The organism is uncultured Amnibacterium sp. (genome assembly GCF_964245895.1).
In the GTDB taxonomy this organism is placed as follows: domain Bacteria; phylum Actinomycetota; class Actinomycetes; order Actinomycetales; family Microbacteriaceae; genus Amnibacterium.
Genome location: NZ_CAXTOQ010000082.1, coordinates 1 through 14,346 on the forward strand (window position 1 = coordinate 1; position 14,346 = coordinate 14,346).

At 71.9% G+C, this 14,346-nt stretch carries 14 protein-coding genes and 1 pseudogene; all 15 read right to left on the reverse strand.

Annotated features, from left to right (window positions below; all coding sequences use genetic code 11):
- Positions 1 to 518: pseudogene (locus ACFE60_RS11780) on the reverse strand (F0F1 ATP synthase subunit beta); the annotation flags it as partial.
- Between the two features lie 17 nt (positions 519 to 535).
- Positions 536 to 1,432 carry a F0F1 ATP synthase subunit gamma gene (locus tag ACFE60_RS11785; RefSeq protein WP_375389051.1) on the reverse strand — a complete coding sequence of 299 codons (897 nt, stop codon included), beginning with the start codon at positions 1,430 to 1,432 and terminating at the stop codon, positions 536 to 538.
- A 3-nt stretch (positions 1,433 to 1,435) separates the two neighbouring features.
- Positions 1,436 to 3,073: a F0F1 ATP synthase subunit alpha gene (gene atpA, locus ACFE60_RS11790; RefSeq protein WP_375389052.1), complete on the reverse strand. Its 1,638-nt coding sequence runs from the start codon at positions 3,071 to 3,073 to the stop codon at positions 1,436 to 1,438.
- 32 nt (positions 3,074 to 3,105) lie between these two features.
- Positions 3,106 to 3,891 carry a F0F1 ATP synthase subunit delta gene (locus ACFE60_RS11795; protein ID WP_375389053.1) on the reverse strand — a complete coding sequence of 262 codons (786 nt, stop codon included), beginning with the start codon at positions 3,889 to 3,891 and terminating at the stop codon, positions 3,106 to 3,108.
- Positions 3,892 to 3,904: 13 nt separating this feature from the next.
- Complete coding sequence (locus ACFE60_RS11800) at positions 3,905 to 4,465, reverse strand: F0F1 ATP synthase subunit B (protein ID WP_375389054.1); 561 nt, start codon at positions 4,463 to 4,465, stop codon at positions 3,905 to 3,907.
- 34 nt (positions 4,466 to 4,499) lie between these two features.
- Entirely contained in the window at positions 4,500 to 4,721 is a 222-nt protein-coding gene (gene atpE / locus ACFE60_RS11805) for a F0F1 ATP synthase subunit C (protein ID WP_375389055.1), read from the reverse strand.
- A 43-nt stretch (positions 4,722 to 4,764) separates the two neighbouring features.
- Positions 4,765 to 5,553, reverse strand: a complete 789-nt coding sequence (gene atpB, locus ACFE60_RS11810) for a F0F1 ATP synthase subunit A (protein WP_375389056.1) — start codon at positions 5,551 to 5,553, stop codon at positions 4,765 to 4,767.
- A 145-nt stretch (positions 5,554 to 5,698) separates the two neighbouring features.
- Entirely contained in the window at positions 5,699 to 6,115 is a 417-nt protein-coding gene (locus ACFE60_RS11815) for a hypothetical protein (RefSeq protein WP_375389057.1), read from the reverse strand.
- Positions 6,115 to 7,338 carry an MraY family glycosyltransferase gene (locus ACFE60_RS11820; RefSeq protein WP_375389058.1) on the reverse strand — a complete coding sequence of 408 codons (1,224 nt, stop codon included), beginning with the start codon at positions 7,336 to 7,338 and terminating at the stop codon, positions 6,115 to 6,117. Before ACFE60_RS11820 ends, ACFE60_RS11815 begins: the two co-directional genes overlap by 1 nt.
- Positions 7,335 to 8,090: an L-threonylcarbamoyladenylate synthase gene (locus tag ACFE60_RS11825; RefSeq protein WP_375389059.1), complete on the reverse strand. Its 756-nt coding sequence runs from the start codon at positions 8,088 to 8,090 to the stop codon at positions 7,335 to 7,337. The genes ACFE60_RS11820 and ACFE60_RS11825 overlap by 4 nt, the downstream gene beginning before the upstream one ends.
- Positions 8,091 to 8,194: 104 nt before the next feature.
- Positions 8,195 to 9,055 carry a peptide chain release factor N(5)-glutamine methyltransferase gene (gene prmC, locus ACFE60_RS11830; RefSeq protein ID WP_375389060.1) on the reverse strand — a complete coding sequence of 287 codons (861 nt, stop codon included), beginning with the start codon at positions 9,053 to 9,055 and terminating at the stop codon, positions 8,195 to 8,197.
- A gap of 69 nt (positions 9,056 to 9,124) precedes the next feature.
- Complete coding sequence (prfA, locus tag ACFE60_RS11835; RefSeq protein ID WP_375389061.1) at positions 9,125 to 10,213, reverse strand: peptide chain release factor 1; 1,089 nt, start codon at positions 10,211 to 10,213, stop codon at positions 9,125 to 9,127.
- Positions 10,210 to 12,327 (reverse strand): transcription termination factor Rho, encoded by a 2,118-nt coding sequence (rho, locus tag ACFE60_RS11840; RefSeq protein ID WP_375389062.1) that lies wholly within the window; start codon positions 12,325 to 12,327, stop codon positions 10,210 to 10,212. The genes prfA and rho overlap by 4 nt, the downstream gene beginning before the upstream one ends.
- A 147-nt stretch (positions 12,328 to 12,474) precedes the next feature.
- A complete protein-coding gene (gene thrB / locus ACFE60_RS11845; RefSeq protein ID WP_375389063.1) occupies positions 12,475 to 13,425 on the reverse strand; it encodes a homoserine kinase in 951 nt (316 codons plus the stop codon).
- On the reverse strand, positions 13,422 to 14,346 hold a 925-nt coding region (gene thrC / locus ACFE60_RS11850; protein ID WP_375389064.1), incomplete at its 5' end, for a threonine synthase. The genes thrB and thrC, both read right to left, overlap by 4 nt.

Sequence of the window (14,346 nt, forward strand, 5' to 3'; positions counted from 1 at the left end):
ACGCCGGCGCCGCCGAACAGGCCGATCTTGCCGCCCTGCACGTACGGGGTCAGCAGATCGATGACCTTGATGCCGGTCTCGAACAGCTGGGTCTTCGACTCCAGCTGGTCGAACGCGGGCGCCCTGCGGTGGATCGGCCACCGCTCGGTGATCTCGATCTGCTCGCCCGGCTCGGCGTTCAGCACCTCGCCGATGACGTTGAAGACCTTGCCCTTGGTGACGTCGCCGACGGGCACCGAGATCGGCGCGCCGGTGTCGCGCACCTCCTGGCCGCGGACCATGCCGTCGGTCGGCTTCAGCGCGATGGCGCGCACGAGGTCGTCACCGAGGTGCTGCGCGACCTCGAGGGTGATCTCGGTCGCCGCCTCGCCGATCGTGATCGTGGTCTTCAGCGCGTTGTAGACCTCGGGGATCGAGTCGTGCGGGAACTCGATGTCGACGACCGGCCCGGTGACGCGGGCGACGCGGCCCACGCCGGGCTCGGCGGTCTCGGTGGGCTCAGGGGCGGTGAGCGTCATGGCTCTTCGGTCCTTCCTCAGGTGCCGGACAGCGCGTCCGCGCCGCCGACGATCTCGGAGATCTGCTGCGTGATCTCCTGCTGCCTCGCGTTGTTCGCGAGCCTGGTGTACTCGCGGATCAGCTTGTCCGCGTTGTCGCTCGCCGCCTTCATCGCCCGCTGGGTCGCCGCGTGCTTGCTCGCCGCGCTCTCGAGCATCGCCGCGTAGATGCGGGACTCGATGTACACGGGCAGCAGCTCGTCGAGCACCGACCCGTCGTCCGGCTCGAACTCGTAGAGCGGCAGCGCTGCCTTCTCCCCCGGCTCCTCGACGCCCTCCACGACCTCGAGCGGCAGCAGGCGCAGCATCTCGGGGGTCTGCGTGAGCATCGACACGAACCGGTTGTAGACGATGTGGATCTCGTCGACGCCGCCGGTGGCGGTGTCCTGCGTGAACGCCTCCACGACGGCGTCCGCGATCTCGTGCGCGGTCTCGGCGTCCGGGTTGTCGGTGCCGCCCACCCACTCGCGGACGGACTCCCGCCGGCGGAACCGGTAGTAGCCCACCGCCTTGCGGCCGACGAGGAAGGAGACGACCTCCTTGCCCTCGTCGTGCAGCAGCTCCGCGAGCTCCTCGCTCTTGCGCAGCACGTTCGAGTTGAACGCGCCGGCGAGACCGCGGTCCGAGGTGAAGACGACGATGGCGGCCCTGGTCGGGTTCTCCGCCTCCCGCGTCAGCACGTGATCGACGTTGGAGTACGTCGCCACGGCCGACACGGCCCGGGTCACCGCCCGCGCGTACGGCAGGCTCGCCGCGACGCGCTGCTGCGCCTTCGCGATGCGCGAAGCCGAGATCAGCTCCATCGCTCGCGTGATCTTCTTGGTCGTCTGCGCGCTCCGGATGCGGGAGCGGTAGACGCGGACCTGAGCCGGCACGGGCTACCTGCGGTTCCGGGTGATCTGGGCCTGCTCGACGTCCTCGCGCTCGGCGGCCTCGAAGGACTCCTTCCCGACGGAGGCGAGCGGCTTGCCGTCGCCCGTCTGGAAGCCCTTCTTGAACTCGTCGATGCCCTTGTCCATGGCGGCGACCGTGTCGTCGTCCAGCACGTTGGTCTCGCGCAGCGTGTCCAGCACGGAGGTGGTGCGCTTCAGGTGGTCGAGCAGCTCGCTCTCGAACCGCAGCACGTCCTCGACCGGCACCTCGTCCAGCTTGCCGTTCGTGCCCGCCCAGATCGACACGACCTGGTTCTCCACCGGGTACGGGCTGTACTGCGGCTGGCGCAGCAGCTCGGTGAGCCGGGCGCCGCGCGCCAGCTGGCGGCGGCTGGCCGCGTCCAGGTCGGAGGCGAACATCGCGAACGCCTCCAGCGACCGGTACTGCGCCAGCTCGAGCTTCAGGGTGCCCGAGACCTTCTTGATGCTCTTCACCTGGGCGTCGCCGCCCACGCGGGAGACCGAGATGCCGACGTCGACCGCGGGCCGCTGGTTGGCGTTGAACAGGTCGGACTGCAGGAAGATCTGGCCGTCGGTGATCGAGATCACGTTGGTCGGGATGTACGCCGACACGTCGTTCGCCTGCGTCTCGATGATGGGCAGCCCCGTCATCGAGCCGGCGCCGAGCTCGTCGGACAGCTTCGCGCAGCGCTCCAGCAGACGGGAGTGCAGGTAGAACACGTCGCCCGGGTACGCCTCGCGGCCCGGCGGGCGGCGCAGGAGGAGGGACACGGCGCGGTAGGCGGCGGCCTGCTTCGACAGGTCGTCGAAGATGATCAGGACGTGCTTGCCGTCGTACATCCAGTGCTGGCCGATGGCCGAGCCGGTGTACGGCGCCAGGTACTTGAAGCCGGCGGGGTCCGAGGCCGGGGCCGCGACGATCGTCGTGTACTCGAGCGCGCCGGCGTCCTCGAGGGCGCCGCGCACCGAGGCGATGGTCGAGCCCTTCTGGCCGATCGCGACGTAGATGCAGCGGACCTGCTTGTCGGGGTCGCCCGACTCCCAGTTCGCCTTCTGGTTGATGATCGTGTCGACCGCGATGGCCGTCTTGCCGGTCTGGCGGTCGCCGATGATCAGCTGGCGCTGGCCGCGGCCCACCGGGATCATCGCGTCGATCGCCTTGATGCCGGTCTGCATCGGCTCCTTGACGCTCTGGCGCTGCATGACGCCGGGCGCCTGCAGCTCGAGCGCGCGGGTCTCCGAGGTCTCGATCGGGCCGCGGCCGTCGATCGGGTCGCCGAGCGGGTCGACCACGCGGCCGAGGTAGGCGTCGCCGACGGGCACGGAGAGGACCTCGCCGGTGCGGCGCACCTCCAGCCCCTCCTCGATGCCCTGGAACTCGCCGAGCACGATGACGCCGATGTCGTCCTCGTCCAGGTTGAGGGCGAGGCCACGGACGCCGTTGCCGAAGACGATGAGCTCGTTGGCCATCACGTTGGGCAGGCCCTCGACGTGCGCGATGCCGTCGGCCGCGTCGATCACGGTGCCCACCTCGGTGGCGGACGCCTTGCCGGGGTCGTAGGCCGCGGCGAAGTCCGCCAGCGCTGCGCGGATCGCATCGGGGCTGATGCTGAGGTCGGTCATCGAAGGAGATCCCTCTCGTGGTCTGAGAATGGTCAGCCTGCGAGGCGCAGGCGGAGGTCGTCGAGTCGAGCGCGGACCGTGCCGTCGATCACGTCGTCGCCGATCGTGATCCGGATGCCGCCGACGAGGGTGGGGTCGACCACCTGGTTGACGGCGATTTTACGCCCGTAGCCCGACTCGAGGCGGGTCGCGAGCGCGGTCGCCTGAGCCGGCGTGAGCCGCTGCGCCGTCTGCACGACGGCGACGAGGCGGTCGCGCGCGTCGGCGACGACCGACTGCGCGTACTCGATCGCCTCGACCGGCTTCCTGCCCCGGGGCAGCTGCACGACGTGCCGCACGATCGATCGCGTCGCGGGCTGCGCGTCCTTCAGGAGCGAGTCGACGAGCGCGAGGCGCGCCTCGATCGGCGCGGCGGCCGCGCCGAGCGCGAGCTCGAGCCGGCCGTCGGAGCCGATGGTGCGCCGCACGGCGAACAGCTGGGACTCGAGGTCGTCCGATCCCTTCGCGGTGGCGAGGGCCCGGAAGCCCAGCGACTCGATCGCGCCGACCAGGTCGGCGGGCTCGGACCAGCGGCCGGCGGCCAGCACGCCGACGACCTGCCGGGCCTGCAGCCCAAGGGAGGCCAGGACCCGGCTGGCCAGGGCGGAGCGCTGCTCGCCAGGGATGCCGGGGTCCGCGAGCGTCGTCACCAGCTGGTGCGACGACGCGACGATCCGCGCCGCCGCCAGCAGCTCGTCGCCGAACTCGGGGGCCGGCCGCTTCACGGCCAGCAGGGCGTCGACGCCGGCGGCGGTCGACGCGCGGGTGGCTGCACCCATCAGGCGCCCCCGGTCACTCGCGCACGCCGTCGGCGGCGTGCTCGAGCTGCAGGTCGGCGAGGAAGCGGTCCACGTAGGCCGTGGCGTTCGTGTCGTCCGCGAGGTGCTCGCCGACGACCGCGGACGCGAGGTCGAGCGCCAGCGTGCCCACCTCGGCCCGGAGCGAGGCGACGGCCTGCTCGCGCTGCGCCTCGATCTGGCTGCGCGCCTGGGCGACGATGCGGTCGGCCTCCGCCTGCGCCGCCTCGCGCTGCTCGGCGAGGATGCGCTTGCCGTCCTCGCGCGCCTGCTCGCGGATGCGCCCGGCCTCGACCCGCGCCTCCGCCAGCTGCTGCTGGTACCGCTCGAGGACCTGCTCGGCCTCCTCGCGGGCGTGCTTCGCCTCGTCGATGCGTCCCTCGATGGCTGCCGATCGGGCATCGAGCAGCGTGTTCAGGCGGGGCAGCGCCACCTTGATGAAGACGACCAGCACCACGATGAACCCGATGGTCCCCCAGACCAGGTCGGGGACCTCCGGGATCAGGAGGCTGTGCTCCTTCTCGGTGGCGGCCGCAAGAACGGTGATCGCGCTCATAGTTCAGGCTCCTTCGGCCTCGTTCGCCTGTCGCTTACGGGGAGGGGAACGGGATGAAGCCGATCGCGATCGCGATGAAGCACAGCGCCTCGGTGAGGGCGATGCCGAGGAACATGAGCGAGGTGAGGCGCCCCTGCAACTCGGGCTGACGGGCGACGGACTCGATCGTCTTGCCGACGATGATGCCGACGCCGATGCCGGAGCCGATCGCTGCGAAGCCGAATCCGAGGGCGGCGAGATAGCCGACGACGTTCATTCAGGGTTTCCTTTCGGTGAGGGTGTTCGCCCGGACGGGCGGTTCAGTGCTCTTCCGCGGTCGCGAGCTGGATGTAGATCGCGGTGAGGAAGGCGAAGACGTAGGCCTGGAGCGCGGCGACGAAGATCTCGAACACCAGGTACACGAGGCCGAACGCGACGGTCCCGATGCCGATCAGGCCGAGGAAGTTGCCGGACGGCAGCAGGGTGAAGAGGAAGAACGACGACGCCGCGTACACGAGGGCCAGCAGCAGGTGGCCGGACACCATGTTCATCAGCAGCCGCAGCGTCAGGGTGACCGGCCGGACGATGAACGTCGAGAGGATCTCGAGCGGCGTCAGCAGGATGTAGAGCACCTTGGGCACGCCTGGCAGGAAGAGCGCGTTCTTCAGGTACGTCCAGCCGAGCTTCTTGAAGCCGGCGTAGATGAACAGCACCCACGCGATCAGGGCCAGCACCAGGGGCAGGCCGATCACGGAGCTGCCCGGGATCAGCAGCGGCGGGATCGGGCCCGTGATGTTCGTGGCGAAGACGAGGAAGAACATCGTCATGATCACCGGCAGGAAGCGCTTGCCGTCCTTCTCGCCGAGCGTCTCGATCGCGATGTTGTTGCGCACGAAGCCGAGCAGGAACTCCACCGACACCTGGAACCGGCCGGGCACGAGCTGCATGCGCCTGGTGCCGAGCCAGAGCCACAGCACGAGGACGGCGACCGCCAGCATCCGGATGATCATGATCCGGTTCATCTCGAACGGCGTGCCGATGAACAGCAGCGGGCCGGGGAAAAACGAGTCGATGGTGGGAGCCTCGAACCCGCCTTCATCGGCGAGCACGGGCAAGGTCGTGAAGATGTGCTGGATCAGCGCTCTCTCCGAACATCTGCGCGCGTGGCGCGCGCGGTGAACCTGGCGGGCGTTCGACCACCCTATCAACAGGTACGTATCCGCCGGGAACCGGCGGACGGCCTCCCAGCGGGCTTCAGACCCGGTCGGTGACCGGGATCCTGGCGCGGCCGACGACGATCGCGTCGACGAGGAGCGAGGCGATCACCGTGCCGATGATGCTGCTGAGCAGCACCCCGGGGACGACCCAGGGCTGGGACCGCAGCGCGACCAGGACGACGACGAACACGACGAGCTTCGCGAACCACGCGAGCATCAGGACCGCGTAGGCCGCCGTGCCTCCGCGACGCGTCAGCCGGCCGGACACGAGCAGGCCGAGCGCGGTGATGCCGAGGAAGAGGATCGTCAGGACGGCGCCGACCAGGCCGGAGGCGAGGCCCGGCCAGCCCGCGACGCCCAGCCCCACGAGGCCCGTGACGAGCCCGACGGCGAAGCCGATGGTCGCGCCCAGCACGAGGGCCCGCCGCATCACGGTGGTGAGGGTGTCGAACATCAGGCGGAGCGCTCCTTCGGGACGGCGCCGGCGCGGTCGAGCGGATCGAGCACGGCGATCTCCCTGGTCGTGGTCGCGACGGGTGCCGCCTGCACGCGGTACTCCCGGCGCTTGCGGTGCGACAGGGGCGCGAGCGTCGCGACGGCGCAGACGACGAGGCCGCCGCCGATGAAGCTCCACGCGACGACCTGCTCGGCGACGAAGAACAGCAGCGACCCGACCGAGATCACCGCGGTCCACGCGTAGAAGATCAGGGTGGCGTGGAGGCGGGAGTGCCCCATGTCCAGCAGGCGGTGGTGCAGGTGCTTGCGGTCGGCGCTGAACGGGCTCTTGCCCGCGCCGATGCGCCGCACGACCGCGAGCCCGAAGTCCAGCAGCGGCACGATCATGATCGCGATCGGCAGCAGCAGCAGCGTGAACGCCGGCGCGAACTGCGCGCGGGAGTACCCGGACGGCGTCTGGAACATCTCCGGGTCCATCGAGCTGGTGACGCCGATCGACGCGACCGCGAACATGAGGCCGACGAGCAGGCTGCCCGCGTCGCCCATGAACAGGCGGGCCGGGTGCCAGTTGAGCGGCAGGAAGCCGAGGCAGACGCCGCACATCGTCGCCGAGATCAGCGTGCCGAGGCTGAAGTACGCGGTCGAGCCGGTGGCCTGCAGCGCCATGTAGCTGTAGAGGAAGAATGCGCCGTTGGCGATGATCGCGATGCCCGCGACGAGGCCGTCGAGCCCGTCGATGAAGTTCATCATGTTCATCACGACGACGATGACGATGAGCGTGAGCGCCAGGGACGACCAGGTCGACCACATGGTGACGCCGCCGATCGGCAGCTGGTCGATCTGCAGCCCGCCGAGCCAGGCGAGCAGACCCGCGGCGAGGACCTGGCCGATCAGCTTCGTCGTCCAGTCCAGGTCGAAGAAGTCGTCGAGCACGCCCATCACGACGATGAGGGTCGCCGCGCAGAGGATCGCGATGATCTGCCGCTCGTTGCCGTCGAAGAAGACGATGCGGAAGTACTGGATCTGGGAGGCGACCAGCAGCGCGGAGAGCAGGCCCGTGTACATCGCGATGCCGCCGAGCCGCGGGGTCGGCCGCGTGTGCACGTCCCGGTCGCGGATCTCGGGGTGCAGCTTGAACCGGATGCCGACGCGCCACATCACGATCGACATCAGGAAGCTCACGACCGCCCCGCAGAGCGCCACGAGGAGGGTGACGATCACGGGTCGACCGCCTCCTCCTTGGCGGCGGGGTCCTCCTTGGCGGCGGGGTCCTCCTCCGCGGCGGGCTCCTGCCCCGCTTCGGGCTCCTGCTCCGGGATCGCGAAGGCCTCGGGCACGACGGCCTCCAGCTGCTCGCGGGTGATGACCCCCTCCCGCAGCACCTTGAGAGGGCCGGTCTCGTCGACGAGGCCGGTCGCGTCGACGATCGTCGAGGGCTGCGCGCCGGGGGTCGGCCCGGCGTCGAGGTAGACCTCGATCGAGTCGCCCAGCTGCTCGAGCGCGTCCGGCGCGGTCTGCGCCGCCGGCTCCCCCGTCCGGTTCGCCGAGCTGACGGCGAGCGGCCCGGTCTCGGCGAGCAGCTCGAGCGCGATCCGGTCGTCGGGCATGCGGAGGGCGACGGTGCCGCCGGTGTCGCCGAGGTCCCACGCGAGCGTGGTCCGTGCCGGCAGCACGATCGTCAGGCCGCCCGGCCAGAACGCGTCGGCGAGCCGGGTGACCGCGTCGGGCACCTGCTCGGCGAGCGCATCGAGGGTGGACCGGTTCGGCACGAGGACGGGAGGCGGGGCGCTGCGCCCGCGCCCCTTCGCGTCGAGCAGCGCCTGGACGGCGAGCGGCTGGAACGCGTCGGCCGCGATGCCGTAGACGGTGTCCGTGGGCATGACGACGAGATCGCCGCGAGCGATCGCGGCTCGGGCCTCGCGCATGCCCGGCAGCAGCGCGACCGGGTCGGCGCAATCCACGACCGTCGCCATGGCCCCGATGGTAGCCGCGACACCCAGGTGCCCCGGGCAGCCCGCACCGCACGAAGGAGTTCCCGGCTCCGGGACCGTGCGCAGCCCCGGATCCAGGTACAACTTCAGCGGAGGCGGGCGGTCGTGACGCGGTCGCGGCCGGTCAGATCCGGGTGGGTCGCCGCGTCCAGCCAGGGGTCGCCGAGCAGCGCTCGCACGGCCGCGCCCTGCAGCTCGCCGTGCTCGACGGCGAGCAGGCCGCCCGGCTGCAGCAGCCGCAGCGCCGTGCGCACGACCGCCCGCATCGGGTCGAGGCCGTCCGGTCCGCCGTACAGCGCCGCGGGCGGATCGAACCGCTGCACCTCGGGGTCGCGCGGGATCATGCCGTCGGGCACGTAGGGCGGGTTCGACACCACGACGTCGACCGTCCCGTCCCACTCCGGCACGGCGTCCGCGAGGTCGTCCAGCACGATCCGCGCGTTCGCCGCGGCGACCCGGGCCAGGTTCCGCTGCGCCCACACGAACGCCTCCCGGCTGCGCTCGACCCCGACCACCTGCGCGTCCGGCCGCTCGTGCGCGACCGACAGGGCGATCGCGCCGGAGCCGGTACCGAGGTCGACGACGCGGCCGCCGGCCGGCAGCCCCCGGATCACGTGCTCGACCAGCACCTCCGTCTCCGGCCGCGGCACGAAGACGCCGGGCCCGACCGCGAGCTCGATGCGGCGGAAGGCGGCCGTGCCGGTGAGGTGCTGCAGCGGCTCCCGTGCGCCGCGGCGCAGCACGAGGTCCCGGTACCGCTCCGCCGCCGGCGTCGGCAGCGAGGTGCCGATCAGCGCCACGGCCTGCGCGCGGCCGCGGCTCGTGCCGAGCACGTGGGCCAGCAGCAGCTCCGCGTCGACCCGCGGGTCCGGCACGCCCGCGAGCCGCAGGTGGCCGACCGCCGCCCGCAGCAGCTCGTCGGCCCGCCTCGGCGGCAGATCAGTCATCGAGCTTCATCCCGAAGGCGATTCGGCGCGCCGAGTCGCCTTCAAGATGCAGGTCGGGCGAGGTCGGGGTCACGCTTCCGCGAGAGCGCGGAGGCGGGCGGCCTCGTCGGCCTCGATCGCGGACCGCACGATCGGCTCGAGCGCCCCGTCCAGCACCGCGTCGAGGTTGTACGCCTTGTACCCGGTGCGGTGGTCGCTGATCCGGTTCTCCGGGTAGTTGTAGGTGCGGATCCGCTCGGAGCGGTCGACGGTGCGCACCTGGCTGCGACGGGCGGCGGACGCCTCCGCCTCCGCGGCCTCCTGCTGCGCCGCGAGGATGCGGGCTCGCAGCACGCGCATGCCCGCTTCGCGGTTCTGCAGCTGGCTCTTCTCGTTCTGCATCGACACGACGATCCCGGTCGGGAGGTGCGTGATCCGCACCGCGGAGTCGGTGGTGTTGACGCTCTGGCCGCCCGGGCCGGAGGAGCGGAAGACGTCGATCTTCAGGTCGTTCGGGTCGATGACGACCTCCTCGGGCTCGTCGACCTCGGGGAAGACGAGCACGCCGACCGCGGAGGTGTGGATGCGGCCCTGCGCTTCGGTCTTCGGCACGCGCTGCACGCGGTGCACGCCGCCCTCGTACTTGAGGTGCGCCCAGACGCCCTCGGCGGGGTCGTTGGACGAGCCCTTCACCGCGACCTGGACGTCCTTGTACCCGCCGAGGTCGCTCTCGGTCCGCTCGAGCAGCTCCGTCTTCCAGCGCTTCGACTCGGCGTAGTGCAGGTACATCCGCAGCAGGTCGGCGGCGAACAGCGCGGACTCCTCCCCGCCCTCCCCCGCCTTGATCTCGAGGATGACGTCGCGCCCGTCGTCGGGGTCGCGCGGGATCAGGAGCCCGCGGAGCCGATCGGACGCCGCCTGCTCGGCCGCCTCCAGCTCGGGGATCTCCGCGGCGAAGGACGGGTCCTCGGCGGCGAGCTCGCGGGCCGCCGCGAGGTCGTCGCGGTGCTGGGAGTACGTGTCCCAGGCCCCGACGATCTGGCCGAGCTCCGCGTAGCGCCGCCCGACCTTCCGCGCGCGCCCGGCGTCGGCGTGCAGCTCCGGGTCGGCCAGCTGACGCTCGAGGTCCGCGTGCTCCGCGACGAGCGGAGCGACGGAGTCGAAGTCCCCCCCGGTCACTTCCCGCTCGGCAGCGACTTCTGCATCTGGACGAGGAACTCGACGTTGGTGCTCGTGTCCCGCAGCTTGCTCACGACGACGTCGAGCGCCTCCTGCGGGGTGTGGTTCGCGATCGCGCGGCGCAGCTGCCAGGTGACCTTGACCTCGTCCGGCCCCATCAGCATCTCCTCGCGCCGGGTGCCGGAGCGGGTGATGTCGATCGCCGGGAAGATGCGCTTGTCCGCGAGGCGGCTGTCGAGCACCAGGTCGAGGTTCGCGGCGCCGCTGAACTCGGCGAGGATCGCCTCGTCCGCGGCGGAGCCGGTCTCGACGTGCGCGGCGGCGAGGATGGTGAGCGATCCGCCGTTCTCGATGTTGCGCGCGGCGCCGAAGAACTGCTTCGCGGGCAGGAGCGCGCCGGCGTCGATGCCGCCGGCGAGCTGCCGGCCCGACTGGTGGGCCGTCTGGTTGTACGCGCGGCCGAGCCGGGTGATGGAGTCCAGCAGGATCACGACGTCGTAGCCGAGCTCGACGAGGCGCTTGGCGCGCTCGACGGCGAGGTCCGCGACCGTCGTCTGGTCCTCGGCGGGACGGTCGAAGGTGGCCGCGATGACCTCGCCCTTGACCGTGCGCTGCATCTCGGTCACGTCCTCCGGGCGCTCGTCGACGAGCACGACCATCAGGTGGACCTCGGGGTTGTTCTTGGTGATCGCGTTCGCGACCGCCTGCAGCAGCATCGTCGTGCCGGCCTTCGGCGGCGCGACGACGAGACCGCGCTGCCCCTTGCCGAGCGGCGCGACGAGGTCGAGCACGCGCGCGGTCAGCCGGTTCGACTCGGTCTCGAGCCGGAGGCGCTCGGCGGGGTAGAGCGGCGTGAGCTTCTCGAACTCGACCCGTCCCTCGGCGTCGGCGATCGGCAGGCCGTTGATCGAGTCGGCGCGGACGAGCGCGTTGTACTTCTGCCGGCTCGGCTGCTCCGTGTCGGGCACCTGGCGGATGGCGCCCACGACCGCGTCGCCGCGGCGCAGGTGATACTTCTTCACCTGGCCGAGGGAGACGTAGACGTCGTTCGTGCCGGGCAGGTAGCCGGAGGTGCGGACGAACGCGTAGTTGTCGAGCACGTCGAGGATGCCAGCGATGGGGATCAGCACGTCGTCGTCGCGGACCTCGGGCTCGTCCCAGTCGGTGCCCTGGCCGCGGCGCTTGCGGTCGCGGTAGCGACCGCGCCGGCCGTCGCCGTCCGCGCCCTGGTCGTTCTGCGTCGGCTGCTGCTTCTGCGGCTGCTGCTCGGCCTTCGCGGGCGCCTCGGCCTTCGCCTGCTGCGGCTCGGCCTTCTGCTGCTGCGGCGGCTGCTGGGCGTCGCCGGACTGCTCAGCGGCCTGGCCGTTCTGCGCGGCGCCGCGTCCGCGCCCGCGCCCGCGGCCACGACGGCTGCCGGTGCGCTCGCCCTCGGCGGGCTGCTGCTCGCCGTCGGCGCTCTCGCCGCCCTCGGCCTGCTCGGCGCGCTTCAGCGCCTCCAGGTCCTCGGCGATGCCGGTCAGCCCGGCGTTCACGTGACCGGCGGCCGACTTCGGCTGCGCGGTCCCGGTGGACTCGGCGACGCCATCGGCGATCTCGGCGCCGCCGGCGGCCTCGTCGGGGCTGACCGCGCCGGACGGGGCGGCGTCCACCTGGGGCTCGGCGTCGACCTGGTCGGTCTGCTCCGCGGCGGCGTCGGTCTGCGGCTCGACGGGCTCGACCTGCGTGATGCCGGACTCGGCGTCGGCGGCAGGCTCCTCTGCTTCCGGCTCGGCCTCCGCGGCCGGCTCGGCCTCCGCGGGCACCTCGTCGGCGCCGCCCTCCGCCTCACCGACGCGAGCCTCGGCGGGCGTCACGGTCTGGTCCGACGCCTCCTCGGGCTGCTGCTGCTCCTCCGTCGGAGCATCGGCGGCCTCGGGAGCCGTGTCGGGGTTGGTGTCGTACTGGTCATCGATGGCGTCCACGAGACTGCCCTTTCGCATGGTGGAGGTGCTCCCGACGCCGAGGGACGCGGCGAGCCGCCGCAGCTCGTCGACGCGCATGGCGGTCAGACGGCTGCGCGAGAGGCGCGGTGCGGGCGCACCGGCGGCGCGAGGTCGCGATTCGACTTCGGTCACGATCAGGATGGTGGGGTCCTCGGGCCCCGAAGGAGCGGACGGGTCTCTCCCGCGCCCCTGGGTGTTCGCCGAACGTGATGAGGACCACGATCCGGGCGAGGCAGCCCCGGCCTCAGATTCGGCCGGGAGGGCTTCCGGTGCGCGGTTTCAGGAATGGGCGCGCACAGGTGCCTGCTGGACCTCGAGCGTAGCACCTCTGATGTCGACGGCCGGAAGCAGGGCGGTCCACCGCTGCTGCGCGCTCGCCGTCACCAGGTCCGCCGCGACGAGCCGCTGCGACGGGTCGCTCGCGAGCACGAGGATCGACGGGCCGGCGCCGGAGACGACCGCGGCGAGCCCCTCGGCGCGCAGCAGCGTGATCATCCGGTCGGTCTCGGGCATCGCGCTCGCGCGGTACGACTGGTGCAGGCGGTCCTCGGTGGCGGTGCCGAGCAGCTCGGGCGACTGGATCAGCGCGGCGATCAGCAGGGTCGATCGGGAGACGTTGAAGATCGCGTCGGCGTGCGGCACGTGCTCCGGCTGCAGGCTGCGCGCCAGAGCCGTCGACATCGTCTGCTCGGGCACGAGCACGAGCGGCGAGACGCTGCGGTGGGGCAGCAGCCGCTTGTGCTGCGGACCGGTCTTCCCCGTCCACGCGATCGTGAGGCCGCCGAACAGGGCCGGCGCCACGTTGTCCGGGTGCCCCTCCATCGACGTGGCGATGGCGAGCAGCCGGTCGCCGTCGAGGTCCACGATCCCGTCGAGCAGCCCCTTCGCGGCGACGATGCCCGACACGACGGCGGCCCCGGAGGAGCCGAGGCCGCGGCCGTGCGGGATCGTGTTGCGCGCGATCAGGTCGAGCCCGGGCGGCTCCTCCCCCACCTCCGCGAAGACGCGGAGGATCGCGCGGGCGACGAGGTTCGTCTCGTCGGTCGGCACCTCGCCGACGCCGACCCCGTGCACCTCGACGCGCACGCCGGGCCGGTCGGAGGCGGTGACGGTCAGCTGGTCGTAGACGCTGAGCGCGAGGCCGAGGGTGTCGAAGCCGGGTCCGAGGTTCGCGGTGGTGGCCGGCACCTCCACGACCGCGGACCGGCCGATGGGCACCTTCGAGGTCACGGGAGGCCCAGCGTCCGCGCCACGGCCGCCGCGTCGACGGGCACGACGATCGGCGCCGCCTCCTCGCCGCCCGGGCCCTTCAGGGCCCACTGCGGGTCCTTCAGGCCGTGGCCGGTGACCGTCAGCACGCAGGTCGCCCCGGCGGGGATGACCCCGGCGTCCGCCCGCTCGAGCAGCCCGGCCACGCTGATCGCGCTCGCCGGCTCGACGAAGATCCCGACCTCGGCCGAGAGGATGCGGTGCGCCGCGAGGATGCCCTCGTCGGTGATCGCGCCGAACCAGCCGTCGCTGTCGGCCTGCGCGGCGAGCGCCGGCTGCCACGACGCCGGGTTGCCGATGCGGATCGCCGAGGCGATCGTCTCGGGGTTCTTGACCACGTGGCCGTCGACGATCGGCGCGGACCCCGCGGCCTGGAAGCCGAACATGCGCGGCAGCCGGGTGGTGGCGCCCCGGTCGAGGTCCTCGCGGTAGCCGCGGTGGTACGCCGTGTAGTTGCCGGCGTTGCCGACGGGCACGAAGTGGAAGTCGGGCGCGTCGCCCAGGACCTCGGACACCTCGAAGGCGGCCGTCTTCTGGCCCTCGATGCGGTCGTTGTTGACCGAGTTGACGAGGTGCACCGGGTACTGCGCCGCGAGCTCGCGGGCGAGGTCGAGGCAGTCGTCGAAGTTGCCCTGCACCTGCAGCAGCTGCGCGTCGTGCGCGATCGCCTGGGACAGCTTGCCCATCGCGATCCTCCCCTCCGGCACCAGCACGGCCGCGGTGATGCCGGCGTGCGTCGCGTACGCGGCGGCGGAGGCGGACGTGTTGCCGGTGGAGGCGCAGATCACGGCCTTCGCGCCGTGCTCGACGGCCTTGGAGATCGCCATGGTCATGCCGCGGTCCTTGAAGGAGCCCGTCGGGTTCATGCCCTCGAACTTCACG

What these genes read in the sequence shown, in the direction of transcription:
- ACFE60_RS11795 (WP_375389053.1), bottom strand. Translation starts at nt 3,891, where the DNA reads ATGGGTGCAGCCACCCGCGCGTCGACCGCCGCCGGCGTCGACGCCCTG.
- ACFE60_RS11800 (WP_375389054.1), bottom strand. Translation starts at nt 4,465, where the DNA reads ATGAGCGCGATCACCGTTCTTGCGGCCGCCACCGAGAAGGAGCACAGC.
- prmC (WP_375389060.1), bottom strand. Translation starts at nt 9,055, where the DNA reads ATGACTGATCTGCCGCCGAGGCGGGCCGACGAGCTGCTGCGGGCGGCG.
- ACFE60_RS11825 (WP_375389059.1), bottom strand. Translation starts at nt 8,090, where the DNA reads ATGGCGACGGTCGTGGATTGCGCCGACCCGGTCGCGCTGCTGCCGGGC.
- atpE (WP_375389055.1), bottom strand. Translation starts at nt 4,721, where the DNA reads ATGAACGTCGTCGGCTATCTCGCCGCCCTCGGATTCGGCTTCGCAGCG.
- ACFE60_RS11815 (WP_375389057.1), bottom strand. Translation starts at nt 6,115, where the DNA reads ATGTTCGACACCCTCACCACCGTGATGCGGCGGGCCCTCGTGCTGGGC.
- atpA (WP_375389052.1), bottom strand. Translation starts at nt 3,073, where the DNA reads ATGACCGACCTCAGCATCAGCCCCGATGCGATCCGCGCAGCGCTGGCG.